Raw genomic sequence first — 24,824 nt, 5'->3', positions numbered from 1 at the left:
ATTGTGTATAAAGAATTAAGACAGCTTATGATTAGAAAAAGAAAAAGTCTTTCTAAAATTGAAGTAGAAGAAAAAAGTAGAATTATAAGTGAAACAATTTTTGCTTCAAATGCTTATAATGAAGCTGAAAGTATATTTATATACATAAATTTTGGTGAGGAAGTATCTACTTTTGATATAATAGAAAGAGCATGGAGAGATGGCAAAAAAGTAGCTGTTCCTGTTAGTATGGGAAACAGAGATATGTATTTTGTTGAGATAAAAGATTTTTCAAATATGAAAAGAAAAAAGATAGGTACTCTTGAGCCTGAAATAGGCAGAGAAAGAGAGTTTATTCCCAATGAGAAAAGCCTTTTTATAGTACCTGGTTCAGTATTTGATAAAAAGGGAAATCGCTGGGGATATGGCGGTGGATATTATGATACTTACATAAGTAAGTATAATATCACTAATACAATAGGTGTATGTTATGATTTTCAACTTGTGGAAAGGCTTGAAACTGAGCCTCACGATAAGAAAATGAAATATGTAGTAACAGAAAAAAGAATGATAGGTGGGGATAGAAAATGACAAATCTTATTGAAATGGGTATTAGAGCTAAAGATGCATCTGTTGAACTTGCTAGACTTTCAACAAGTGACAAAAATAAGGCTCTCTATGCAGCAGCTGATGCACTTGAAGCTGATATGGCAGAAATTATTGAAATCAATAAAAATGATGTTAAAAAAGCTATTGAAAATGGCATAAAAGGTGCTTTTATTGACAGACTTACCCTTACAGAAGATAGAATAAAAGGTATGGCTGACGGTTTAAGAGATGTTGCATCTTTGCCTGACCCTATTGGAGAAGTAATATCTATGAAAACTCTTGATAATGGACTTATAATAGGTCAAAAGAGAGTTCCTATGGGAGTTATAGGTATTATATTTGAGGCTAGACCAAATGTAACAGCTGACGCCTTTGGTCTTTGTCTTAAAGCAGGTAGTGCTACAATATTGAGAGGTGGAAAAGAAGCTATTGGCTCAAATACTGCTATTGTAAAATCAATTCAGAAGGCATTAAAAAATCAGGGTATATCTGAATATGCTGTTCAAATACTTGAAGATACAAGCCGAGAGACAGCAACAGAAATGATGCGTCTTAATGGATATATTGATGTTTTAATACCTAGAGGAGGAGCTGGACTTATAAATTCTGTTGTTCAAAATTCTACTGTTCCAGTAATACAGACAGGTGTTGGAAACTGTCATATTTTTGTTGATGAGACAGCAAAACAAGATGATGCAGTAAGAATTGTGCTCAATGCAAAAACACAGCGTCCGGGAGTTTGTAATGCAGCAGAAAAACTTCTTGTCCATGAAAACATAGCAAAAGAGTTTATGCCTAAAGTTTGTGAAGCCTTAAAAGCTAAAAATGTTGAGCTTAGAGGAGACGAAAAAACAAGAAATATAACAAGTGGTATTAATGAGGCTACTGATGAGGATTGGGCAACTGAATATGAAGATCTTATTATGTCATTAAAAGTTGTCAAAGATGTTGATGAGGCAATAGAGCATATAAGAAAATATACAACTCATCATTCAGAGGCTATAATAACAGAAAACTATACAAATGCACAAAAATTCTTAAATGAAGTTGACGCAGCAGCTGTATATGTAAATGCTTCTACAAGATTTACAGATGGTGGACAGTTTGGTTTTGGTGCTGAGATTGGTATAAGCACTCAGAAACTTCATGCAAGAGGACCTATGGGACTTAAAGAGCTTACAACAACAAAATATATTATATATGGAAATGGTCAGATAAGAGAGTGATTTTTCTAAAAACAGCTTTAAAAATTTTAAAGCTGTTTTTTTATTTGTAAAATTGACAGTTATATTTTTGACAATTATTTATTTAATATATAATGGCAAAAACGGAAAAAAGTACTTGAATATAAAAATTATAAAGAGAAATAATACTATTGTAACAAAAAAGTATTTAATTTTTAGGAGGAATTTAATTATGTCAAACAATTCTAGTTCAGGAACATCAAATAAGGTAAATGTACCCGAAGCAAGAGCTGCTCTTGAAAAATTCAAATACGAAGTTGCAAGCGAAATCGGCGTTCCTTTAAAACAGGGCTATAATGGAGACCTCACATCTGCTCAGAATGGTTATGTAGGCGGATATATGGTTAAAAAAATGATTGAAGCTCAGGAAAAAGCTATGGCTGATAAAAGCTCAAAATAATTTATAAACTAATTTTTAAAAGCTGTCTTATTAAGACAGCTTTTTCAATATATAATATTATTGTTATTTTTTTAATAATCAAGTATAATTATATAAAATATGCTGTTTTATTATTTAAGAAAGGAACAATTATGATTTCTTATATTAAAGGAAAACTTCAATATTTGTCTGACAGTTTCGTTATTATTGATAATGGAGGAATAGGATATAAAATATTTGTTTCTCCAAAACTTATGTCTAATATCGGTAAAATAGGTGATAATGTCACAGTTTTCACTTATATGAGTGTAAAAGATGATGGCATATCTTTATATGGTTTTGAAAATTTTGAAGAATTGGAAATTTTCAATAAACTTATAACAGTATCCGGTATAGGGCCTAAGGGTGCTTTGGGTATAATATCAAATTTAACTCCTGCTGATTTTATTATGGCTGTAATATCTGATGATGTTGCTGCTGTTTCAAAAGCTCCGGGAGTTGGAAAGAAAACTGCTCAAAGAATAATTTTGGAACTTAAAGATAAATTTAAAACAGAAGATTTTATTGAAGAAAAAATATTTGGAGAAGGTAAGGGACTTTCTTCTGTTGTTACTGATAACTCAAAAATTGAAGCCATTGAGGCTCTTACTTCTTTGGGATATGGAAGAAGTGAGGCGGCAAAGGCTGTTTCTGCTGTTTTTGAGGAGGGTAAAACAACGGAAGATATTTTAAAACTTGCCCTTAAAAAACTTGCTAGATTTTAATTAGAAACAGGTGATAACAATAGAAGACAGAATTATTACTGCTGGGTTTAGAGATGAGGACTTGGAAAATGAACCTAAACTCCGTCCTAATAATCTTGAATCATACATAGGTCAAGAAAAAGTAAAAAGTAATATGAAAGTTTTTATTGAGGCGGCAAAGGGTAGAGGTGAAGCCCTTGACCATGTTCTTTTATATGGGCCTCCCGGACTTGGTAAGACAACTCTTTCAAATATTATTGCCAACGAAATGGGTGTTAATATTAAAACCACATCAGGACCGGCAATAGAAAGACCGGGGGATATGGCTGCTATACTCAATAGCCTTGGAGAAGGCGATATACTTTTTATAGATGAAATCCACAGACTTAATAGAATGATAGAAGAAATACTTTATCCTGCCATGGAGGATTTTGCTATTGATATTGTTATAGGTAAAGGGGCGGGAGCAAGAAGTGTCCGTCTTGACCTTCCAAAGTTTACTCTAATAGGTGCTACAACAAGAATAGGACTTTTAACAGCTCCATTAAGAGACCGTTTTGGGGTTATACACCGTCTCGAGCTTTATGACATATCACAGCTTAAAACAATAATAAAACGTTCTGCATCAGTTCTTGATATTCCAATAGATGATAAAGGGGCAGAGGAGATTGCAAGACGTTCAAGGGGAACACCTAGAATAGCAAACAGACTTTTAAAGAGAGTTCGTGATTTTGCACAGGTTAAATATGACGGCGAAATTACTGAGGAAGTTTCTAAATATGCCCTTGACCTTTTGGAAGTTGACAAAATGGGACTTGATAATGTAGATAGAAAAATGCTTTTGGCTATGATAGAAAAATTTTCTGGTGGACCTGTTGGTGTCGATACTCTTGCAGTTTCGATAGGTGAGGAAGCCGAAACAATAGAAGATGTATATGAGCCTTATCTCATACAGTTGGGATATATTCAGAGAACACCAAGAGGAAGAATTGTTACGGATTTAGGTTATAAACATTTTGGAATAGGATATTTAGAAAAGTAAGGAGTAGTTAGGGTATGAGAATTGAAATTGAAGAACTTATTTTACAGGTAAAAGATGAACTTCTCTGTTTCGAGGGAATGGAAAGTCGTGCTGATGAATGGGAAAAAGAATTCAGACAGTGGATGAAAACTCCAAAGGGCAAAAAAGAGATTATGGAGTCTAAGGGAAGATACTGCATAGGAATTAAAGATGAGGAAGAAATTTTTGAAATTGCTGACTCATACATAGAAGCAGTTGGTGAAGATACAATAGATAAATATTGGAATGAATTTTAATTTGTTTCTATTAATAATAAAAAAGCCTTTGATATTTCAAAGGCTTTTTATAATATAAAGAGGAGAAAAAATGTTTTCATTGGTTCTTTGCCTTTTGAAGGCTTTCCTCTATGGCATCTATTATAAGATTTCCTGTAACGGCAGTTTCCTCCGGTACTGTAACCTTTGAGACATCTTGAAGTTTTACAACTTCATTTCCTATATATTCTGCTGTACTTTCAAAAAGAGGATAAAATACAGGTATTGTCTCAGAAGTATGTATAAGTTTTACTGATTTTATTTGGCTTTCATCAACAGTCAGTTCAATGTTAAGACTATCATCATTTACGCCTATCTTTGATGTATATACGCCGGGAACGTATACTGATTTATCATCACTGTTGTGGGGTATAAGAAAATATATTATTGCTATTATAAGTATTGTTCCCAGTATGGCAAATATTGCTGTTTTTACAAGCTCTTTAAATTTTATTACCATAAATCTCGTCTTTCCCATACACAGCCTCCTTAATTACATGATTAATATATTTTATTTTGCTGTGACTGTATTTATGATTAATGTTATAATAAATATTATTTGTAAAAAATTTTTTTGAGGTGATTTTATGAGCCTAAGATTTATAATAGGACGTTCTGGAACAGGAAAAACAGATTTTTGTTTAAATGAAATTTCAAAAAAACAGGATAAAGGACTTAATGTAATATATATTGTTCCTGAACAGTTTTCTTTGCAGGGAGAAAAAGAACTTTCCGAAAAAACAAAGGGTTTTGGAATGTTATCTGCAAAAGTTTTGACCTTTGGCAGACTTTCTCATAATGTGGCAATTGAAAAGGGTGGAAGTGTAAAAGAAACTCTTGACGAGTCGGGAAAATCAATGGTACTTAGAAAAGTTATTTTTGATAAAGAAAATGAGCTTGTTTATTATAAAAATTCTATTGACAAAAAAGGATTTATGGAACAGCTTTCAATGACTGTCAGAGAGCTTTATAACTATGATGTTACAAATGAAAAACTTTTAAAACTTTATGAAAATGTAGATGAAAGCTCTGTAATAAAAATGAAAATAAAAGACCTTTTAACAATAATGAAAGGTTATGATGAATATGTAAAAGAGAAATATATTTCATCTGATGAAAAACTTGATATTCTTGCAAGGGATTTAAAAAATTCAAAAATAGTTAAAAACAGTTATATATATATTGACGGATTTTATGGTTTTACACCACAGGAAAATAAAGTAATAGGGGAACTTATGGAGAGTGCTTTGGAAGTAAATGTTGTTCTTCCTATGGATAAGTATACTTATTATGATAAAAATCCATCTGTTGCAAGATTGTTTTTTGAGCCGGCACAGACTGCAAAAAAACTTATGACAGAGGCACAGGAAAGAGGGGTTAAAATAAATGACCCTGTTATATTCTATGAACAGAAAAGAGCTGTAAATGAAGGTGTAAAACATATTGAGAGATATTTTAATTATTATCCTCCTGTTGTGTCTGATAATTGTAATGGTGTAAAAATATTCTCTGCCAACAGTAAATATGATGAGATTGAAAATTGTGCTGTAAATATATTAAAAATGGCTAGAGATGAAAATATTAGATTTAGAGAAATTGCAGTTTTAATGCGTAATGTCAATGACTATGAGAGCAATATAAAAAGTATATTTTCAGAGTATAATATACCTGTTTTCATTGACAGTAAAGATGATATAATTTCACAGCCTGTTGTTGAACTTGTGAGAAGTATAATTGATATTGTAAATAAAGAATTTTCTTATGAAAGTATGTTCAGATATTTAAAAACAGGTCTTGTTCCTATTGAAAGAGAAGATATAGACCTTTTAGAAAACTATGTCCTTGCCTATGGAATAAAGGGTTATAGATGGCATAATGATTTGTGGGAATATGGATTTAAGAAAGATGAAGAAAGCGAAGAAAAAGACAATATAAATAGAATAAAGTCTGATGTTTTAAAATATTTAAAACCTTTTTATGAAAATATAAAAAGAGATAAAAAATATACAATAAGAAAGTTTATAGAGAGTATATACAATACACTTAATAATATGAACATATCTTCAATATTAGCTGACAGAGTAAATACTTTAAAGAGTAATTATGATATAGGAAAAGCTGAGGAATACAAACAGGTATGGAAAATAATGAATGATATTTTTGAAAAAATGAATACATTCTTGGGCGATGAGAGAATGACAGTTTTAGAATTTTCAAAAATACTTGATGCAGGTTTTGGAGAAGGTAGATTTGCCATTGTTCCTCCTACGGCAGATAGTGTTATTGTGGGAGATATTGAGAGAACAAGACTTCCAAATGTGAAAGCTGTTTTTGTTTTGGGAGTTAATGAGGGAATACTTCCTTCACCGGGAGAAGCTAGTGGAATATTTACAGATAGTGAAAGAGAGATTATAGATAAAAAAGGTGTTGAATTAGCACCAGATGGAAAAAGAATGGCTTTTGAGGAACAATTTCTTATATACACCAGTATAACAAAGCCTTCCCATTACCTTTATATGAGTTATAGAAAAAGTGATATTGACGGAAAATCTTTGAGACCTTCTCCACTTATAACAAGAATTAAAAATCTTTTTAATGATATTGAAGTTTTGGAATATGACAAAAACAGTATTGATAATATAGTTTCTCCTGTACCTGTATTCCATAGATTGGGAGAAAATTTAAGAATGATTTTGGAGGGTGAAGGTTTTGATGTTTGGAAAGATATATTATCTTTCTATAACGAGAAAGAGGACTGGAAAAACTCTGTTGATACTGTTGTAAATTCAATATACGATAAAAATATATCTGAAAAACTCAGTAAAGACACTGTAAAGAGAATATATAATGGCAAACTTTATTCAAGTATTTCAAGGCTTGAAAGATATGTAAGTTGTCCATATTCCTATTTTGTTGAGTATGTTCTTTCAGCAAAAGAAAGAAAGTTATATGAACTGGGAACTCCTGACCTTGGTTTCCTTTTCCACAGTATACTTGAAAGTTTTGAAGTTAAAATGGCAGAAAATAATATAAATTGGAATGATATAAGTAAAGAGGATACAAATAAACTTATTGAGAGTGCTGTATCTGAGAATGTTCCAAAATTGGGAAATGAAATTCTTTTAAGTACAGCTTCCCATAGATATCTTGTAAAACGTCTTGAGAGAATATCAAAAAGAGCCGCAACAACACTTACAGAACACGTTAAAAAGGGAAGTTTTAAACCTTATGGCTATGAAATGGAGTTTGGCATAAATGGTGCTTTACCACCTATCGTTATAGAACTTTCAAACGGTGAAAAAATGATTATGAACGGTAAAATTGATAGAGTTGACGTTCTTGACGCAGATGGTAAAAAATATGTAAAAATAATAGATTATAAATCAGGAACAAAAGCCTTTAATCTTCAAGATATATATTACGGTTTGCAGTTACAGCTTATGATATATATTGACGCTTTAATTAAAAATATGGGAGACTCTGAAAATCTTCTTCCAGGAGGAGTTTTCTATTTCAAAATACAAGACCCTGTAATAAAATCTGTTTCAGAAATGACAGGAGAAGAAATTGAAAAGAAACTTTTACAGGAACTTAAAATGTCAGGACTTGTGCTTAATAATGAAGCTGTATTTGAAGGGCTTGATGAAGACCTTAAAAATGGGGGAACATCTGACATTGTACCTGTTTCCTATGGGTCAAAAGGTAAATTGAAAAAGACAGGTACATCTGTTGCCTCTGAAGATGATTATTTAAGTTTAATGGAATTTACAGGAGAAAAAGCAAAGAGTATAGGTGAAAATATACTTTCTGGAAATATAGATATAAAACCATATAAGAGTAAAGACATGACACCTTGCAGATATTGCAGTTATCATTCCATATGTCGATTTGACATAAATATGCCTGAAAATAATTATAATAAATTGAAAGAAATTAAAGATGAGGACATATGGAAGGAGATAAGAAAAGAAACTGTAATTACTGATAATAGAAAAGAGTGATTATATGAACAATTATTTTATTGATATGCATACTCACACAACAGCTTCTGACGGAACACTTACACCAACAGAGCTTATAAACCTTGCAAAAGAAACAGGACTTAAAGCTGTGGCAGTTACAGACCATGACACTGTTGAAGGTATAGAGGAAGCTTTGAAAGAGGGAGAGAAAGTTGGTATTGAGGTTATACCTGGAATAGAGTTTGCAGCAGCCTATGAGGGAGAAACTGAAATACACATACTTGGATTTTTTATTGACTATAAAAATCATAAATTAAATGAAACTTTAAAATCAATAAAAGAGGCAAGAGATAAAAGAAATATTCTTATGGTAGAAAATTTAAGAAAAATAGGTATGAATATTACTATTGATGACATTATAAATGAAGCCGGAGGAAATATAATAACAAGAGCTCATTTTGCTGCTGTTCTTGAAAAAAAGGGATATGTTAAATCTAAAAATGAAGCCTTTAAATATTTTATTTCACCAGGAAAACCGGGATATGTTAGACGTGAGTTTATAACTCCTAAAATGTGTATAGAAACTATAAATAATGCAGGAGGAGTTGCTTTTTTGGCTCACCCTACACTTTATAAAATGAGTTATAAACAGATTGAAAAACTTGTATCAGAGCTTATAGAGTATGGTCTTAAAGGTATTGAGGGAGAATACTCCACATACTCAGATGAACAGGAAAAAAATATTAAAAAGATTGCTAATAAGTTTAATATTATGATAAGTGGAGGAAGTGACTTTCACGGTGGCAATAAACCAGATATAAAAATTGGAACAGGTATGGGCAATTTAAAAATACCTTATGAATATATTGAAAATATAAAATTTAGTATATTGTAAATATTTTGTTTAACAATACTAAATATTTTTCGATAATATTTAACAAAAAATTTTATATATAAAAATATTGTTGACTTATTATTCCAGTTATGATATTATTCTTTGCGTATGAAGATGAATTTTTAGAAGTCTTTGTGCAAATATTGTCGACCGCTCTTTGTAAAAAGAGCTATGGCCATACGGACAGCCTGGTCGAAAGCCGATTAAACTTGGTAACTTTCGTTGCCTTATTGATTGAGTTAGAAGCTCAAATTTTATAAGTTGGTTCCTTTATAACCGGTGTGAATACGACACAAAACTTGTGAAACGGTCAATAAGAGTAGTAAAAGTAAGATATTTGCTATATAGACTCTGAAAACTTTATCTGCATATCTAAAATCATAATATTCAGAATAATTTTGTCTGGATATTTAAAATAAAGCAGATTTTCCAACGCAGGCATTGTATGTATTTACATTGTCTGCGTTTTTTTGTGCACAAATAAAGAAAAGGAAGATATATCTATGGAGCAGAAATTAAAATTATATGGATTTAATAACCTTACAAAGGCTCTTAGCTTTAATATTTATGATGTATGTTATGCAAAAACACCTAGAGAACAGAAAGATTATATTGCATATATTGATGAACAGTATAACTCTGAGCGTCTCACAAAAATTTTGACAAGTCTTGCTGATATGATAGGAGCAAGAGTTTTAAATGTTTCAAGACAGGATTATGAACCTCAAGGGGCTTCTGTTACAATACTTATTGCTGAAAATTCAATGGTTCCTAGTGGTGAGGTTCAACTTGGACATCTTGATAAAAGTCATATAACAGTACATACATATCCTGAATATCACCCAGACACTTGTATAGCTACATTTAGGGTTGATATTGATATTGCAACTTGTGGTCAAATTACACCCCTTTCAACTCTTGATTTTTTAATTGGTTCTTTTGACTCTGATATTATAACAATGGATTACAGAGTCAGAGGTTTTACAAGGGATTTAAGCGGTAAAAAACTTTTTACAGACCATAAAATAACTTCTATACAGGATTATATAGCTGATGAAACTTTAGATAAATATGATTCGGTTGATATTAATGTGTATACTGCAAATCTGTTCCATACAAAAATGCTTATTAAAGAAATAGATTTACAAAACTATCTTTTTAACACAGATGTTTATGAGTTGCCACCAAGAAGAAGGCTTTCTATTATGAACAGTCTGCGTCAAGAAATGATAGAAATTTTTAACGGTAAAAATATATTTTGATTGTTAAAAAGGGGGGATGGCTGTGAATAAGCTGTCACAGGAGAGAGCTCCTATTTATGAGGCCCTCCAAAATTTTAGAAGAAAAAGAATAGTTCCCTTTGATGTTCCGGGGCATAAAAGAGGAAGGGGAAACCCTGAACTTGTGGAGCTTTTAGGTGAAAAATGTGTCGGTATAGATGTAAACTCTATGAAATGCCTTGATAATCTCTGTCACCCTGTTTCTGTAATACGTGATGCAGAAATACTTGCAGCAGAAGCCTTTGGGGCAGATTATGCATTTCTTATGGTTGGTGGAACAACATCAGCAGTACAGAGCATGGTACTTTCATCAGTTAAAAAAGGAGAAAAAATAATACTTCCAAGAAATGTTCACAGAAGTGTTATAGGTGCTTTGGTTCTCTGTGGGGCTATACCTGTGTATGTAAATCCCGAGTGTGACAAGAGACTTGGTATTCCTCTTGGAATGAAAGTGTCTGAGGTTGAAAGAGCCATAAAAGAAAATCCAGACGCAAAAGCTGTTCTTGTAAACAATCCTACATATTACGGTATATGCTCAAATTTAAAAGCTATTGTTGATATAGCCCATAAAAATAATATGTTGTGTATTGCAGATGAGGCCCATGGAACACATTTATATTTTGGTGAAAATTTACCTGTTTCAGCTATGGCAGCCGGTGCAGATATGGCGGCTGTATCAATGCATAAATCAGGAGGAAGTTTAACTCAAAGCTCCCTTTTACTTGCAAAAAATACAGTTTCAGAAGGATATATAAGACAGATTATAAATCTTACACAGACTACAAGCGGTTCTTATCTTTTACTTTCGAGCCTTGATATATCAAGAAGAAACCTTGCTTTGAGAGGAAAAGAAAATTTTAAGAAAGTTATGGAAATTGCAGAGTATGCAAGAAAAGAGATAAACAAAATAGGTGGATTTTATGCCTATTCTGACGAGCTTATAAACGGGGACAGTATATATGATTTTGATAGAACAAAACTTTCTGTATTTACCCTTGATACAGGTCTTGCAGGTATAGAAGTTTATGACCTTTTAAGAGATGAGTATGATATACAGATTGAGTTTGGTGATTTGGGAAATATACTTGCTTATATTTCAATAGGAGATAGAGAAAGAGAGATTGAAAGACTTGTAAGTGCTATGTCTGAAATAAGACGAGTTCACTCAAAAGAAAAAATGGATTTTATTGTGCCTGAATATATTTCTCCTGTCGTTGCAATGTCACCAAATACAGCTTTTTATGCTGAAAAAGAGTCCCTTCCTATTGATGAGACAAAAGGCAGAGTTTGTAGTGAATTTGTTATGTGTTATCCTCCGGGAATTCCTATTCTTGCACCGGGAGAGCGTATAACGGAGGAGATACTTGAATACATAAAATGTGCAAAAGATATGGGTTGTTCTATGACAGGAACAGAAGACCCATACATAGAAAAATTAAATGTGCTGAAAGGAGAGTTTTGATTAATATGGATTTCTGGTTTTCGGAGGCACACACTCCAAATGTAAAAATATCTATAAGAGTTGATAAACAGCTTTTCAGTACACAGAGTGATTTTCAGAGAATAGACGTTTTTGAGTCTCCTGAGTTTGGAAGATTTTTAACTCTTGATGGATATATGATGTTAACAGAAAAGGACGAGTTTATATATCATGAAATGATAACTCATGTTCCTATGGCTGTTCACCCTAATGTAAAAAACGTTCTTGTTATTGGAGCAGGTGATGGTGGTGTTATACGTGAACTTGCCAGATATAAAGACATAGAGAGAATTGATATGGTTGAAATTGATGAGGAAGTTGTTGAAGTGTGCAAAAAATATCTTCCCAAAACAGCCTGTGCCTTTGATGATAAAAGACTGAATATATATTATGAGGATGGACTTAGATTTATCCGTTTTTGTAAAAATGAGTATGACCTTATAATAGTTGACTCAACAGACCCTTTTGGTCCGGGAGAAGGACTTTTTACTAAAGAATTTTACGGTAACTGTTATAAGGCTTTGAAAGATGACGGTATTATGGTAAATCAGCATGAAAGCCCTTTCTATACAGAGGACGCAATGGCTATGCAGAGAGCTCACAAAAGAATTGTTGAGTCTTTCCCTATAAGTAGAGTTTATCAAGCTCATATACCAACATACCCTTCAGGTCATTGGCTTTTTGGTTTTGCCTCAAAAAAATATCATCCATTAAAGGATTTAAACGAGAAAAAATGGAACAAAAATAAATTCCCTTGCAAATATTACACAACAACACTTCACAAGGGAGCCTTTTATATACCTGCATATGTAGAGGAGTTGCTTAAAGATGTTGAATAGAAATATAGAAACATTCCTTGCCTGTGACTGTGAATATAGTGATGCTGATATAGTGCTTTTTGGAGCACCTTTCGATTCAACAACATCATTTCGTCCGGGAACAAGATTTGGAAGTAGTGCCATAAGACATGAGTCTTTTGGTCTTGAAAGTTATAGTCCTTATCAGGATAAAGATTTACTTGATAAAAATATATTTGATAGTGGAGATTTAGAGTTATCTTTTGGTATCACAGAAAATGCCCTTGCTGATATAGAGGAGAGAGCAGAAACTATATTAAATGACAAAAAAATTCCTTTTATGATTGGTGGAGAGCATCTTGTGACATTGGGAACATTTAGGGCTGTATCAAAAAAATATGAAGATGTCCATATAATTCATTTTGATGCCCATGCAGACCTTAGAAATGACTATCTTGGAGCAGAACTTTCCCATGCCTGTGTTATTAGAAGATGTTGGGATATTATCGGAGATAATAAAATTTATCAGTTTGGCATACGTTCAGGAGACAGAGAAGAATTCCGCTGGGGAGAAAAACACGTTATAACAAATAAATTCAATTTTGATACTCTTGAAGATGTTGTTAAAAAATTAGAGGGAAAACCTGTATATTTTACAGTTGACCTTGATGTTTTAGACCCTTCAGTATTTCCGGGAACAGGAACACCAGAACCAGGCGGAGTTGATTTTGATACCCTTAGAAAGGCTGTAACTCTTGTTTGTTCTAAGTGTAATATAGTGGGCTGTGATGTAAACGAGTTAAGCCCACACTATGACCAAAGTGGAGCTTCAACAGCAGTAGCTTGTAAAATAGTAAGAGAAATGCTTTTAGCAATTTAATTTATATTTAGGAGGATTTTAAAAAATGGGTAGAGTTTTAATTATAGGTTGTGGAGGCGTTGCTTCCGTTGCAATTCAGAAATGCTGTCAGAACAGTGAAGTTTTTGAAGAAATTTGTATCGCAAGCCGTACAGTATCAAAATGTGATGCTTTAAAGGCTAAAATTGAAAATACAACAAAAACAAAAATAACAACAGCACAGCTTGACGCTGATAATACAGATGAAATTATAGCTTTAATTAATGAATATAAACCAGATGCAGTTTTAAATCTTGCACTTCCATATCAGGACCTTACAATAATGGACGCTTGTCTTGCTACAAAGACACATTATATTGACACAGCAAACTATGAGCCTAAAGACACAGCAAAATTTGAATATAGCTGGCAGTGGGCATATCGTGAAAAATTCAAAGAGGCTGGAATAACAGCTATTTTAGGCAGTGGCTTTGACCCTGGTGTTACAAGTGTATTTTCTGCCTATGCATTAAAACATCATTTTGATGAAATCAATTATATAGATATTCTTGACTGTAACGGTGGTGACCATGGTTATCCATTTGCTACAAACTTTAACCCTGAAATAAATATCCGTGAAGTATCTGCAAAAGGTTCATATTGGGAAGATGGTCATTGGGTAGAAACAGAGCCAATGGAAATAAAGAGAGTTTATAACTTTGATGAAGTAGGTGAAAAAGATATGTACCTTCTTCATCATGAAGAAATAGAGTCACTCGCTCTTAATATTCCGGGTATAAAAAGAATACGTTTCTTTATGACATTTGGACAGAGCTATCTTACACACCTTAAATGTCTTGAAAATGTAGGTATGACATCAATAGAACCTATTATGTATGAAGGAAAAGAAATTATACCTTTACAGTTCTTAAAAGCTGTACTTCCAGACCCTGCTTCTTTAGGACCACGTACAGTAGGTAAAACAAATATAGGTTGTATATTCCAGGGTAAAAAAGATGGAAAAGATAAAACATACTATCTTTACAATGTATGTGACCATCAGGAATGTTACAAAGAACTTGGTTCACAGGCTATATCATACACAACAGGTGTGCCTGCTATGATTGGAACAATGCTTGTAATAAATGGACTTTGGAATAAACCGGGAGTATATAACCTTGAGGAGCTTGACCCAGACCCATTCATGGAAGCATTAAACAAATGGGGACTTCCTTGGAAAGAATCATTTAATCCGGAGCTTGTAGACTGATGAATAATAAAATTAGAACACCATATTTTTTGGTAGATGAGAAAAAACTTATTGAAAATCTTGAAATATTAAAATATGTTTCAGAAAAATCAGGAGCAAAAATACTTCTTGCCCAGAAGGCATTTTCAATGTACTCTGTATATCCTATTATAAGTAAATATCTTTACGGTTCAACAGCCAGTGGTATTTATGAGGCTAGACTGGGAGCTGAGGAGTTTGGTGGAGAAACCCACGTTTTTTCACCAGCATACAGAGCTGATGAATTTGATGAAATATTAAAATATGCTGACCATATTGTTTTTAATTCCTGTAAGCAGATTGAAAAGTATGGTAAAAAAGCTAAAGATTGTGGAAAATCAATAGGACTTAGAGTAAATCCAGAGTGTTCCACACAGGAAGGCCATGAAATATATGACCCCTGTTCCTTTGGCTCAAGACTTGGAACAACAATATCAAACTTTGATGAAAATGTACTTAATATTATAGATGGACTTCATTTTCATACACTCTGTGAGCAAAATTCAGATGATTTAAAAACAACTGTTGATGCTTTTGAAGAAAAATTTGGAAAGTATATAAAAGGTCTTAAATGGCTTAACCTTGGAGGTGGTCATCATATTACAAGAGATGACTACGACAGAGACCTTTTAATTAATATTGTAAAATATTTGAGAGAAAAATATAATGTAGAAGTTTATCTTGAACCAGGGGAGGCTGTTGTTTTAAATTCAGGATATCTTGTTTCAGAGGTTCTTGAAATTGTAAACAATGGAATTGATATTGCTATACTTGACACATCAGCAGCTTGTCATATGCCTGATGTAATAGAAATGCCTTACAGACCACCTGTTAAAGATAGCGGAAAATCTAATGAAAAGAAATATACATATAGATTTGCTGGTGGAACTTGTCTTGCAGGAGATATTATGGGAGATTATTCCTTTGACAATCCTTTAAAAGAGGGTGACACTATTATTTTTGAGGATATGGCTTTATACACAATGGTAAAGACAAATACATTTAATGGTATGCCCCTTCCTCAGATTGCTTTTAAAAATATTAATGGTGAAATACAGCTTATAAAATCTTTTGATTATAATGATTTTAAATGTAGACTTTAATATAAAAAATGCTCGGAATTTTCCGAGCATTTTTTGTTATTTTGAATTTATATTTATTATACCACTTTCGTCCCACTCAACGTTAAAATTAAGATTTGAGCCTAAATCTCTAAGTTTATAGAAATTGTTTCCATCTATTTTATAAGTGTCAAGATAAACATATTTTCCGTTTATATAGAGATTGTCTGTTGATGTAGTGGCAGTTTTTGACTCTCCATTTCCCAAAGCAAGCTCATTTCCAACAACTTTATAAGGTGAACTTGGTGTAATGTTTATTGCTGATTTTTCACTATCCCAATCAACAGCAAATTGACTTGATGTGCCATTTAATATAGAAGCTATATCTCTAAGTTTGAAATAATTGTATCCGTCTATGTTGTAGGACTCAAATATAACAGCCTTTCCATTTACCATAACAGTGTCTGTTGTAGGTGTTGATGTTACAGTTCTTATTGTAATATTAGGTTTTTCTGTTGTATTGTTGTCTTCTGGTTTGTCCTCTATAACAGGAATATCTGTTACAGGTGGTTTTACTGTTTCATTATTATTGTTATTTGTGTTGTTGTCTGTTTCAGTGTTTTTGTCGCTGTTATCTGTCACAGGAGGGAGTCCTGGTGTAGTTGTTGAAGCGTAGTAAGTAGTTATTTTATCAGTACAACCCTGTCTGTTTTCAAATATATCTTTTGCAGAGAAAAAGAAACTTCCTCTGACCTGTGGATATTTTTCATTTATTTTAAGTTGTGTGTCAATCTGTGCAGCAACAACATCTTTATATATAGCCTGTCCGATATAAAGTTTTACTGATGTTCCACTAACTTCATTTGACCACCATTTTACAAGAGTTTCATAATCAGCAGCAGAGTTTCCAGTCTCCCAGTATATCTGAGGAGTTATATAGTCAACTGTTCCTGATTTTATCCATGAGCGAACATCTGAAAATACAGCATAATATGCTTCTTGTCCCTTTGTGGCTGAACCTGTTGGGTCTGATGTGTTGTTTTTCCATATACCCATTGGACTTATACCGAATGTTACAGAAGGTTTAATTGATTTTATTGTTTTATAAACCATTTCAACCATATCATCAACATTTTTACGTCTGGCATTGGCAACTGCTCCGTCACGAGTTTCACCTTCTGGGAGAGGATAGTTTGAAGGATAGAAATAATCATCAAAATGTATTCCGTCGACATCATAATTAGTAACTATCTCTGCAACAGTGTCTTTTATATGCTCTCTAACTTCAGGTAAATCAGGATTATAATAAAGAGCAGAATTGTGTGTTATAAGCCATTCAGGGTGAAGTCTTGCTGGGTGATTTGCACTTAATACAGATGTATCTGTGCCCCATGTAGTAACTCTGTAAGGATTAAGCCATGCGTGAAGTTCCATTCCTCTTTTGTGAGTTTCTTCAATCATAAATGCTAATGGGTCATATCCTGGGTCTTTACCCTGTACACCTGTCAAAACATCTGACCATGGGTTTATGTTTGATTTGTAAAGAGCATCAGCCTTTGGTCTAACTTGAACAATTACAGTATTTATTCCTGCTTTTTGGAGAGTGTCAAGTTTCTGTATAAATTCTTGCTTTTGACCTTCAGCGTTTGCAAGATTGTCTCTTGAAGGGAAATCAGAGTTATATACTGTTGTAAGCCATACAGCTCTCATTTCCTTTGAATTTGGTTCTGCAAAAACATTTATTGTAATTGATGATATCATCATTATAAGTGTAAGCAGAAAAGATAATACTTTTTTCATTTTATTATTATTCCTCCTTTTTTATTATATTGACGTTAAAGTATTTCTTTTTGTTTCAATATTTTATCATACAAATTTTGGTATGTACATAAAAATGCCTTTGAATAAAAAGATTATTAATATATAATAACTTTTGTAGGTGGTGATATTTTGAAAAGATGGGTTCTTAAAAGAAATAAAGTTGATATTGAAAAAATGGGAGAGGCTTTAGGAATAAGCAGTGTTACTGCCTGTGTAATGGCAAATAGAGGTATAGGCAGTTATAGTAGTGCTATGGATTTTCTAAAGTGTGATTTAGATAGCCTTTCTGATATATCTATTATGAAAGATGTTGATAAGGCTTTTAATATAATAATAAATAAAATAAGAGAGAATAAAAAAATTGCTGTTTATGGTGATTATGACGTTGACGGCGTTATGAGTACAGTTGTACTTTATTCTGCCATAAAGGAATGTGGCGGAAATGTTATGTATTACGTTCCAGATAGACAGAAAGAAGGTTATGGATTAAATTGTGATGCTGTAAAAGAACTCCATAGTATGGGAGTTGATACTCTTTTTACTTGTGACAATGGAATAGCTGCCCTTGAGGAGATAGAAACAGCAAAAAACATAGGTATGACTGTTATTGTCCTTGACCACCATGAACCGGCCTTTGATGATGAAAGAAAAGATATTATTCCCTGTGCTGATGCGGTGATAGACCCTAAACAGAAAGACTGTCAGTATGATTTTAAAAAAATGTGTGCGGCAGGTATTGCATATAGATTTGCAATGTATATATTTGAAAATATGGGTATAGAAACTAAAAAAGCTAATGAATACGTTACTTTTGCCGGTATAGCTACAATATGCGACATAGTAGACCTTCTCTCTGAGAATAGAACAATAGCAAAAAATGCTTTGAATAATATAAATAATACAAATAATATAGGTTTAAAATCTCTTATAAAAGTATGTGAACTGGAAGACAGAAACATAAATGAGTATCATATAGGATTTATAATAGGACCTTGTATAAATGCTACAGGAAGGCTTGAAAATGCTAAACTTTCCGTTGAGCTTTTTATAGAGGAAGATGAAGAAAAAGCTTATGAATTGGCTGAAAAACTTCATAAACTTAATGGAGAGAGAAAAGAGCTTACAGTAAATGCAGCTACTGAAGCTGTGGAATACATAGAAAACAGTAGTCTTAAAAATGATGATATTCTTGTTGTATATAATGAAGATATACATGAAAGTGTTGCAGGAATTGTGGCGGGAAGGATAAAAGAAAGATTTTATAAGCCTGTTATTGTTATAACTAATACAGAAGATGAAAATATTGCTAAGGGTTCAGGAAGAAGTATTGAAAGTTATAATATATTTGAGGAACTTTTAAAATGTAAAAAGCTATTTACTAAGTTTGGCGGTCACCCTATGGCTGCCGGTCTTTCTCTTAAAAAAGAAAATATTGATATATTGAGAGAAATGCTCAATAAAAATTCTACATTGACAGAAAAAGACCTTACACCTGTAATAAAAATTGAAAAACAACTTCCTATTGATAATGTAAATATGAATTTAGCTAATGAGCTTACTATATTAGCTCCCTTTGGAAAAGAAAATCCTGCTCCTTTGTTTGGTGCTAAAAATGTACTTTTGGAAAAAATTTATATTATGGGTAAAAATAAAAATGTTATTAAATTTATGTTTAAAACAAATTATGTAGGTGAGAAAATATATGGAATATCCTTTGATGGATATGATGATTTTATAAAACAAACAAAAGATTTGTACGGAGAGAAATTCTGTGATAGAATACTATCCGGAAACCGTGCTGATGTGTATTTGGATATAATATATTCAATAGGCATAAATTCGTATAATGGCAGAGAGACAGTGCAGTTAAATATTAAAGATTTAAGATACAGCCAATAATTATAGGAGGATTTAAAAATGGATTTAAAATCAAAAATAAGAAATATTGAGGATTTTCCAGAGAAAGGCATAATATTTAGAGACATAACAACACTTTTAAAAGACCCTGAGGCTATGACATACTCTGTTGATGAGGTTATAAAATGTATTAAAGATGAAGATTTTGATGTTATAGCAGGACCAGAGTCAAGAGGTTTTATATTTGGTATGCCTGCTGCATACAGCCTTAAAAAAGGTTTTGTTCCTGTAAGAAAAAAAGGAAAACTTCCTGCTAAAGTAAGAAGTAAAGAGTATTCTTTGGAATATGGTACAGCAACTATTGAAATTCATGAGGACGCTATAAAACCAGGAACAAAGGTTGCTATTGTTGACGACCTTCTTGCAACAGGTGGCACAGCAAAAGCTATTGCAGAACTTGTTGAGGAGATGGGAGGAGTTGTAACTTCATTCACATTTCTTATAGAACTTGATGGACTTAAGGGTAGAGAACTTTTATCAAAATATAAAGTAAATTCAATACTTCATTATTAAAAAATTTTTTTGAAAAATGTAAAAAAATATGTTGCAAAAATATATTTGTGATGATATAATATTGACCTGTGAGTACGGACAGTCCTCTGACGCAATAAAGGTTTGTGTTAAGAATGTCTTTGAGGGAAGGAGGAAACTCAAATGGATATAATTAGAGAATTAGAAAATGAACAGTTAAAATCAGAAATAACTCCTTTTAATGTTGGTGACACAATCCGTGTACACGCAAAAGTTGTTGAAGGAACAAGAGAAAGAATTCAGACTTTTGAAGGTGTTGTTATCAAAAAACAGAATGGCGGTTTAAAAGAAACATTTACAGTAAGAAGAATTGCTTCTGGTGTAGGTGTTGAAAGAACATGGCCTTTACATTCACCAAGAATCGAGAAAATCGAAGTTGTAAGACGTGGTGTTGTAAGACGTGCTAAACTTTACTACTTAAGAGATAGAGTTGGTAAAGCAGCTAAAGTTAAAGAAGTTTTAAAATAATTAAAATTTGAAAGGGTACTGAATTTTTTCAGTACCCTTAAAATTTACCGTTTTTTAGGCAGGTGACAGTTTTGTTTGATAAATTTAAAAAAGAATTGAGAGAAAATAGGCTTTTTATAATTTTTGCTCTTGTTGTAATAATAATACTTCAAGCTTTCGGTACAATAAGAATAAAAGGTGAGTCTATGGAACCTACATTCAATCATTATGACCTTGTAGGTATAAACAAGATTTATAGATTTATGGAGCCTAAACAAGATGATATTATAGTTTGTGGATATGAGGGAAGTGATGAGCTTCTCATTAAAAGAGTTATAGGTCTTCCCGGTGATGAGATTGATTTTCTTGAAGATGAAAACAGTGTTGACCTTAAATATGATTTATATATAAATGGAGTTCTCTTTGAGGAGGATTATATAATGGAGCCTATTCAGCAAATAGGTGATATTGATTATCCTTATATTGTGCCTGATGACTGTTATTTTGTTATGGGTGATAACAGAAATGCTAGCTCTGACAGTCGTACAGAGAGAATTGGTGCTATTAAACAGGAAAATATAAAGGGAAAAGTATTTGTGAGAATATACCCTTTTGACCAGATAGAATTTTTTGATTAAAGTAAAAAAGAGGTGATTTTTTAGTGAATATACAGTGGTATCCCGGTCATATGACTAAAACAAGGAGAATGATGCAGGAGAATATATCTCTTGTTGATGTTGTAATAGAGCTTCTTGATGCAAGAATACCTTACAGCAGCAAAAATCCTGATATTGATGACCTTGCAAAAAACAAATATAGAATTGTTGTCATGAATAAATGTGACCTTGCTAATGAGAAATCAACAGCTATATGGACAAAATATTTTGAGGATAAAGGTTTTAAAGTTATACAGGTTAATGCTTTAAAGGGTACAGGAATTTCAGAAGTAACAAACGCCGCTAAAGAGCTTATGAAAGAAAAAATTGAAAAACAAAAAGCAAGAGGAAGAATATTTGTACCTATAAGAAGTATGATTGCAGGTATTCCTAACGTTGGAAAGTCTACATTTATAAACAAATACGTAGGAAAAACAACAGCAAAAACAGGAGATAAACCAGGAGTTACAAGAGGAAAACAGTGGATAAGAATTAAAAAAGACTTTGAACTTTTAGACACTCCAGGTATACTTTGGCCAAAATTTGAGGATAAAGAAGTTGGTCTTAAACTTGCTTTTACAGGTGCTATAAATGATGATATACTTGATATTCAGACAATGGGTGTTGAGTTTATAAATCTTATGATGTCAGTTGATGCAGATTGTATAAGAAAACGTTATAACATAGAGTTTGACTCCATAGAAGAACCTCATGAAATACTCTCAAAAATAGGAGAAAAAAGAGGATTTAAAATAAGAGGTGGAGAAGTTGACCTTGAAAGAACTGCTAAAATACTTATGGACGAGTTTAGAGGGGGAAAACTTGGAAGAATAACTCTTGAGCTTCCTGAGGACATAAAGAATATGAATGACAGAAAAGAGGAAGAAGAAAAAGCTAAAAAAGAAGCTGACTATAAGAGAAAACAGGAATTTAAAAAGAGATAAATAAAAGTACTGCCAAAGAAATGGCAGTACTTTTTTTATACTCGTTTTTTAAGTATATCTACAACATTTGAAATTATTTTAGCAGTTATTCCCCATATAACATGACCATTAGCTTTGAAAAATAAATGATGTACTGGAAGTTTTGAAAATTTATAATTTTCACCGTTTACAATAAGATGAAATGGAAAATCTTCAGGAAGAGAAGGGGAAAGCTCCATTGTATAAACATCAGGCTGATTTTCAAAAAAGAATGATAAAGGAACTGTGAATATTTTTTCAACCTCATCACGACTAAAATTAATATCTTCAATATTAATTCCATTAACTATTCCCACAAAAGGAGTTATTATGCCTCTGCCTGTTGTGACAATAGTGTCAGCCTGTCCTATAATTTCTATGTTTCCTCGGTTTATTCCCAATTCTTCATATACTTCTCTGTATGCTGTCTCAATTAAAGTTTCATTTTCTTCCTGTCTTCCACCGGGAAAGCATATATCCCCTGGTTGATGTTTTAATTTTAAAGAACGCTGATTGAAAAGAACTTCTATTCCTTCAGGTCTTTTAAATAATAAAACCATAACAGCACTTTTTATATATGTTCCTTCTATACCTACTGTATGCTCTGAAAAAATTTCTTTAATTTCATTTATATCCATAAAATCACTTCTCTATAAATATATAAACTTTTTTAATCTCGTCTAAGTTTTACTTTTGTTGCGGCACTTCTTCTTCTTGAATCTTCTATGGCTGCATAATGTTTTCTTGTTGTGTTTACATCAGCATGACCTAAAACGTCAGCTACAAGATATATATCTCCTGTTTCTCTGTAAAGGTTTGTGCCATATGTACTTCTCAATTTATGGGGTGTTATTCTCTTTACTTTTGTTACTATTTGAGAATATTTTTTAACAAGATTTTCAACAGCTCTTACTGTTATTCTCGTACCTCTGTTTGATAAAAATAGAGCTTTTTCATGACCTTTTTTAACTTTTGCTTTTTCACGCTGTTCTATATAAGGTAAAAGGGCTTCTCTAACTTCATCACTGAAATAGAGTATTACCTGATTACCTCCTTTTCTTGTAACTTTAACACCGTTTTGTTTGAAATCTATATCATCAATATCTATTCCAACACATTCAGACACACGTATTCCTGTTCCAAGCATTAAAGATACAAGGGCAAGGTCTCGCACTCTGAGTTTTTCGTGAAATTTTTTCTGTCTTTCTGTGAGATTTTCACCATTTTCAATTTCATCAAGAAGGTCTGCCATTTCATCAATATCAAGATATACTATTGCTTTGTCATGTATTTTTGGTATATCAATTATCTCTGCCGGATTAGCCTTTATTTTTTTTCTTTTGTAGAAAAATTTGCACATTGAGCGTATAGCTGCAAGTTTTCTTGCTTTGCCGTTTTCATCATTCTGAAATTCCATTTCTATATCAGCATTTTCAGGATTGGGCTTTGTATAGTAAGTGATGTATTCTAAAAAACGGTCTATGTCCTCAGATTCTATATTGTCCAAATCCTCAACTTTAATATCTTTCATTGTCTTTTCTTCAAAGCCATCTTTGAAATCAAGTATATAATTAAAAAATATTCTTAAATCATAGGCATAAGCAAGTCTTGTTTTTATTGCAGTTGTATCAGACATTCCTCTGAAAAATTGTTCTGTAAAAGGAGGCAAGTCTTTTATAAGTTTTCTAAGATGAACCATCTGTTTGTTTTTCTGCTGTTCAAAATAACTTGCCATTTTTAAATCACTCCTTTTTTAAATTAATCTTTTTTAGGTTTTTCCCAGCCTTTGAGATATGAACGCTGTATCGCACCGAATACTTTTTCAGGTAAATTATCATAATTTTTTGATATAGATGCAATAAATTCTTTTGTCTCTTGACGTTTTGTGTTTCCATCAGCAAGACATGGATTTTTTACTATATTTATACCGCTTTTTGTGACAAAACTTTTTGCTTCATATTCTGGTACATACATAAGAGGGCGTATTGAATAAAGTTTTTTTCTGTCGAGATAACTTACTGGTGCAAATGTGTTTATTCTTCCTTCATAGAAAAGAGACATAAAGAATGTTTCTATTACGTCATCTTTGTTATGACCAAGAGCAACTTTATTGCAACCTAATTTTTCAGCAGCATCATTTAATGCACCTTTACGCATTTTTGCACAGAGAGAACATGGATTTTTTTCTTTTCTCTCATAAAATATAATCTGACCTATATCTGTCTCTACAACAGTGTAGTTTACTCCGATTTTTTCGCAAAGTTCACGGATATCATCATATTCTGCTCCAGGAAGACCTAAAGATACTGTTATTGCTTCAAGTTCAAAATGTTTTGGATAAAATCTCTGAAGTGTTTTTAATGCTATGAGAAGACAAATACTATCTTTACCACCAGATACACCAACGGCTATTTTGTCTCCTTCTTCAATCATGTTATAATCATCAACTGCACGTCTTACATAGCTTAAAAGTTTCTGAAGTTTCATTAAAAAAATACCTCCGTAAATTTTGTTACAAGATATTATATAGTAAAAACAAAAGTAAATCAAATGATAATATATCTATTTGCCTTTTTGATGTAAAGATACTATAATTCTTT

Annotated in this window: 24 protein-coding genes; 19 read left to right on the top strand and 5 right to left on the bottom strand. The window is 32.3% G+C overall.

Going from position 1 to position 24,824, the window contains the following annotated elements; all coding sequences use genetic code 11:
• The first annotated feature begins 3 nt into the window (after positions 1–3).
• From B5E58_RS00995 to B5E58_RS00970, 6 genes are all read left to right on the top strand, one after another.
• Positions 4–570 (top strand): 5-formyltetrahydrofolate cyclo-ligase, encoded by a 567-nt coding sequence (locus tag B5E58_RS00995; protein WP_088107810.1) that lies wholly within the window; start codon positions 4–6, stop codon positions 568–570.
• Positions 567–1,814: a glutamate-5-semialdehyde dehydrogenase gene (locus B5E58_RS00990; protein WP_088107809.1), complete on the top strand. Its 1,248-nt coding sequence runs from the start codon at positions 567–569 to the stop codon at positions 1,812–1,814. Before B5E58_RS00995 ends, B5E58_RS00990 begins: the two co-directional genes overlap by 4 nt.
• A gap of 190 nt (positions 1,815–2,004) precedes the next feature.
• A complete protein-coding gene (locus B5E58_RS00985) occupies positions 2,005–2,232 on the top strand; it encodes an alpha/beta-type small acid-soluble spore protein (protein WP_088107808.1) in 228 nt (75 codons plus the stop codon).
• 131 nt (positions 2,233–2,363) lie between these two features.
• Complete coding sequence (gene ruvA / locus B5E58_RS00980) at positions 2,364–2,975, top strand: Holliday junction branch migration protein RuvA (protein ID WP_088107807.1); 612 nt, start codon at positions 2,364–2,366, stop codon at positions 2,973–2,975.
• 19 nt (positions 2,976–2,994) lie between these two features.
• Positions 2,995–3,996: a Holliday junction branch migration DNA helicase RuvB gene (ruvB, locus tag B5E58_RS00975; RefSeq protein WP_088107975.1), complete on the top strand. Its 1,002-nt coding sequence runs from the start codon at positions 2,995–2,997 to the stop codon at positions 3,994–3,996.
• A gap of 14 nt (positions 3,997–4,010) precedes the next feature.
• Positions 4,011–4,271 carry a hypothetical protein gene (locus B5E58_RS00970; protein ID WP_088107806.1) on the top strand — a complete coding sequence of 87 codons (261 nt, stop codon included), beginning with the start codon at positions 4,011–4,013 and terminating at the stop codon, positions 4,269–4,271.
• 76 nt (positions 4,272–4,347) lie between these two features.
• On the opposite strand, the gene B5E58_RS00965 is transcribed toward B5E58_RS00970, so the two are convergent.
• A complete protein-coding gene (locus B5E58_RS00965) occupies positions 4,348–4,767 on the bottom strand; it encodes a hypothetical protein (RefSeq protein WP_088107805.1) in 420 nt (139 codons plus the stop codon).
• A gap of 109 nt (positions 4,768–4,876) precedes the next feature.
• On the opposite strand from B5E58_RS00965, the gene addB reads away from it, so the two are divergent.
• The 8 genes from addB to nspC all read left to right on the top strand — a co-directional run bounded on the left by addB (position 4,877) and on the right by nspC (position 15,932).
• Positions 4,877–8,290, top strand: a complete 3,414-nt coding sequence (gene addB, locus B5E58_RS00960) for a helicase-exonuclease AddAB subunit AddB (protein ID WP_088107804.1) — start codon at positions 4,877–4,879, stop codon at positions 8,288–8,290.
• 4 nt (positions 8,291–8,294) lie between these two features.
• Positions 8,295–9,146 carry a PHP domain-containing protein gene (locus tag B5E58_RS00955; protein WP_088107803.1) on the top strand — a complete coding sequence of 284 codons (852 nt, stop codon included), beginning with the start codon at positions 8,295–8,297 and terminating at the stop codon, positions 9,144–9,146.
• Positions 9,147–9,649: 503 nt separating this feature from the next.
• On the top strand, positions 9,650–10,408 hold the full coding sequence (gene speD, locus B5E58_RS00950) for an adenosylmethionine decarboxylase (RefSeq protein WP_088107802.1): 759 nt from the start codon (positions 9,650–9,652) through the stop codon (positions 10,406–10,408).
• A 22-nt stretch (positions 10,409–10,430) separates the two neighbouring features.
• Complete coding sequence (locus B5E58_RS00945) at positions 10,431–11,888, top strand: aminotransferase class I/II-fold pyridoxal phosphate-dependent enzyme (protein WP_088107801.1); 1,458 nt, start codon at positions 10,431–10,433, stop codon at positions 11,886–11,888.
• A 5-nt stretch (positions 11,889–11,893) separates the two neighbouring features.
• Positions 11,894–12,745, top strand: a complete 852-nt coding sequence (gene speE / locus B5E58_RS00940) for a polyamine aminopropyltransferase (protein ID WP_088107800.1) — start codon at positions 11,894–11,896, stop codon at positions 12,743–12,745.
• Positions 12,735–13,583 (top strand): agmatinase, encoded by an 849-nt coding sequence (gene speB, locus B5E58_RS00935; RefSeq protein ID WP_088107799.1) that lies wholly within the window; start codon positions 12,735–12,737, stop codon positions 13,581–13,583. Before speE ends, speB begins: the two co-directional genes overlap by 11 nt.
• Before the next feature lie 25 nt (positions 13,584–13,608).
• Positions 13,609–14,811, top strand: a complete 1,203-nt coding sequence (locus tag B5E58_RS00930; RefSeq protein ID WP_088107798.1) for a saccharopine dehydrogenase family protein — start codon at positions 13,609–13,611, stop codon at positions 14,809–14,811.
• Positions 14,811–15,932, top strand: a complete 1,122-nt coding sequence (gene nspC, locus B5E58_RS00925) for a carboxynorspermidine decarboxylase (RefSeq protein ID WP_088107797.1) — start codon at positions 14,811–14,813, stop codon at positions 15,930–15,932. Before B5E58_RS00930 ends, nspC begins: the two co-directional genes overlap by 1 nt.
• A gap of 36 nt (positions 15,933–15,968) precedes the next feature.
• Here the strand turns inward: nspC and B5E58_RS00920 are convergent, their stop codons facing one another.
• On the bottom strand, positions 15,969–17,690 hold the full coding sequence (locus B5E58_RS00920) for a glycoside hydrolase family 10 protein (RefSeq protein ID WP_088107796.1): 1,722 nt from the start codon (positions 17,688–17,690) through the stop codon (positions 15,969–15,971).
• Positions 17,691–17,840: 150 nt separating this feature from the next.
• On the opposite strand from B5E58_RS00920, the gene recJ reads away from it, so the two are divergent.
• The 5 genes from recJ (at position 17,841) to ylqF (ending at position 22,206) form a co-directional block, all read left to right on the top strand.
• Positions 17,841–19,610, top strand: a complete 1,770-nt coding sequence (gene recJ / locus B5E58_RS00915) for a single-stranded-DNA-specific exonuclease RecJ (RefSeq protein ID WP_242956566.1) — start codon at positions 17,841–17,843, stop codon at positions 19,608–19,610.
• Between the two features lie 18 nt (positions 19,611–19,628).
• Entirely contained in the window at positions 19,629–20,141 is a 513-nt protein-coding gene (locus B5E58_RS00910; protein WP_088107794.1) for an adenine phosphoribosyltransferase, read from the top strand.
• A 141-nt stretch (positions 20,142–20,282) separates the two neighbouring features.
• Complete coding sequence (gene rplS, locus B5E58_RS00905) at positions 20,283–20,627, top strand: 50S ribosomal protein L19 (protein WP_088107793.1); 345 nt, start codon at positions 20,283–20,285, stop codon at positions 20,625–20,627.
• A 71-nt stretch (positions 20,628–20,698) separates the two neighbouring features.
• Positions 20,699–21,244: a signal peptidase I gene (gene lepB / locus B5E58_RS00900; RefSeq protein ID WP_158097629.1), complete on the top strand. Its 546-nt coding sequence runs from the start codon at positions 20,699–20,701 to the stop codon at positions 21,242–21,244.
• A gap of 23 nt (positions 21,245–21,267) precedes the next feature.
• Entirely contained in the window at positions 21,268–22,206 is a 939-nt protein-coding gene (gene ylqF / locus B5E58_RS00895; protein ID WP_088107791.1) for a ribosome biogenesis GTPase YlqF, read from the top strand.
• Positions 22,207–22,241: 35 nt separating this feature from the next.
• On the opposite strand, the gene B5E58_RS00890 is transcribed toward ylqF, so the two are convergent.
• From B5E58_RS00890 to B5E58_RS00880, 3 genes are read right to left on the bottom strand one after another with little or no spacing between them, the layout of a single operon-like run.
• Entirely contained in the window at positions 22,242–22,862 is a 621-nt protein-coding gene (locus tag B5E58_RS00890) for an NUDIX hydrolase (RefSeq protein WP_088107790.1), read from the bottom strand.
• Positions 22,863–22,894: 32 nt separating this feature from the next.
• The gene (locus B5E58_RS00885) at positions 22,895–23,959 is read right to left on the bottom strand and encodes a tyrosine-type recombinase/integrase (RefSeq protein WP_088107789.1); all 1,065 of its coding nucleotides are present in this window, start codon (positions 23,957–23,959) and stop codon (positions 22,895–22,897) included.
• 23 nt (positions 23,960–23,982) lie between these two features.
• Entirely contained in the window at positions 23,983–24,711 is a 729-nt protein-coding gene (locus B5E58_RS00880; RefSeq protein ID WP_088107788.1) for a tRNA 2-thiocytidine biosynthesis TtcA family protein, read from the bottom strand.
• Between the last annotated feature and the right edge of the window lie 113 nt (positions 24,712–24,824).

This window comes from Tyzzerella sp. An114 (assembly GCF_002161055.1).
Lineage (GTDB): Bacteria > Bacillota > Clostridia > Lachnospirales > Anaerotignaceae > Fimicola > Fimicola cottocaccae.
This window is presented reverse-complemented; position numbering and strand designations above follow the sequence as displayed.

Excerpts from the sequence above, each read along its gene's own strand:
- B5E58_RS00990 (WP_088107809.1), top strand. The coding sequence starts at position 567 with ATGACAAATCTTATTGAAATGGGTATTAGAGCTAAAGATGCATCTGTT.
- B5E58_RS00985 (WP_088107808.1), top strand. The coding sequence starts at position 2,005 with ATGTCAAACAATTCTAGTTCAGGAACATCAAATAAGGTAAATGTACCC.
- ruvA (WP_088107807.1), top strand. The coding sequence starts at position 2,364 with ATGATTTCTTATATTAAAGGAAAACTTCAATATTTGTCTGACAGTTTC.
- B5E58_RS00970 (WP_088107806.1), top strand. The coding sequence starts at position 4,011 with ATGAGAATTGAAATTGAAGAACTTATTTTACAGGTAAAAGATGAACTT.
- B5E58_RS00965 (WP_088107805.1), bottom strand. The coding sequence starts at position 4,767 with ATGGGAAAGACGAGATTTATGGTAATAAAATTTAAAGAGCTTGTAAAA.
- addB (WP_088107804.1), top strand. The coding sequence starts at position 4,877 with ATGAGCCTAAGATTTATAATAGGACGTTCTGGAACAGGAAAAACAGAT.
- B5E58_RS00955 (WP_088107803.1), top strand. The coding sequence starts at position 8,295 with ATGAACAATTATTTTATTGATATGCATACTCACACAACAGCTTCTGAC.
- speD (WP_088107802.1), top strand. The coding sequence starts at position 9,650 with ATGGAGCAGAAATTAAAATTATATGGATTTAATAACCTTACAAAGGCT.
- speE (WP_088107800.1), top strand. The coding sequence starts at position 11,894 with ATGGATTTCTGGTTTTCGGAGGCACACACTCCAAATGTAAAAATATCT.
- speB (WP_088107799.1), top strand. The coding sequence starts at position 12,735 with ATGTTGAATAGAAATATAGAAACATTCCTTGCCTGTGACTGTGAATAT.
- B5E58_RS00930 (WP_088107798.1), top strand. The coding sequence starts at position 13,609 with ATGGGTAGAGTTTTAATTATAGGTTGTGGAGGCGTTGCTTCCGTTGCA.
- nspC (WP_088107797.1), top strand. The coding sequence starts at position 14,811 with ATGAATAATAAAATTAGAACACCATATTTTTTGGTAGATGAGAAAAAA.
- B5E58_RS00920 (WP_088107796.1), bottom strand. The coding sequence starts at position 17,690 with ATGAAAAAAGTATTATCTTTTCTGCTTACACTTATAATGATGATATCA.
- B5E58_RS00910 (WP_088107794.1), top strand. The coding sequence starts at position 19,629 with ATGGATTTAAAATCAAAAATAAGAAATATTGAGGATTTTCCAGAGAAA.
- rplS (WP_088107793.1), top strand. The coding sequence starts at position 20,283 with ATGGATATAATTAGAGAATTAGAAAATGAACAGTTAAAATCAGAAATA.
- B5E58_RS00890 (WP_088107790.1), bottom strand. The coding sequence starts at position 22,862 with ATGGATATAAATGAAATTAAAGAAATTTTTTCAGAGCATACAGTAGGT.
- B5E58_RS00885 (WP_088107789.1), bottom strand. The coding sequence starts at position 23,959 with ATGGCAAGTTATTTTGAACAGCAGAAAAACAAACAGATGGTTCATCTT.
- B5E58_RS00880 (WP_088107788.1), bottom strand. The coding sequence starts at position 24,711 with ATGAAACTTCAGAAACTTTTAAGCTATGTAAGACGTGCAGTTGATGAT.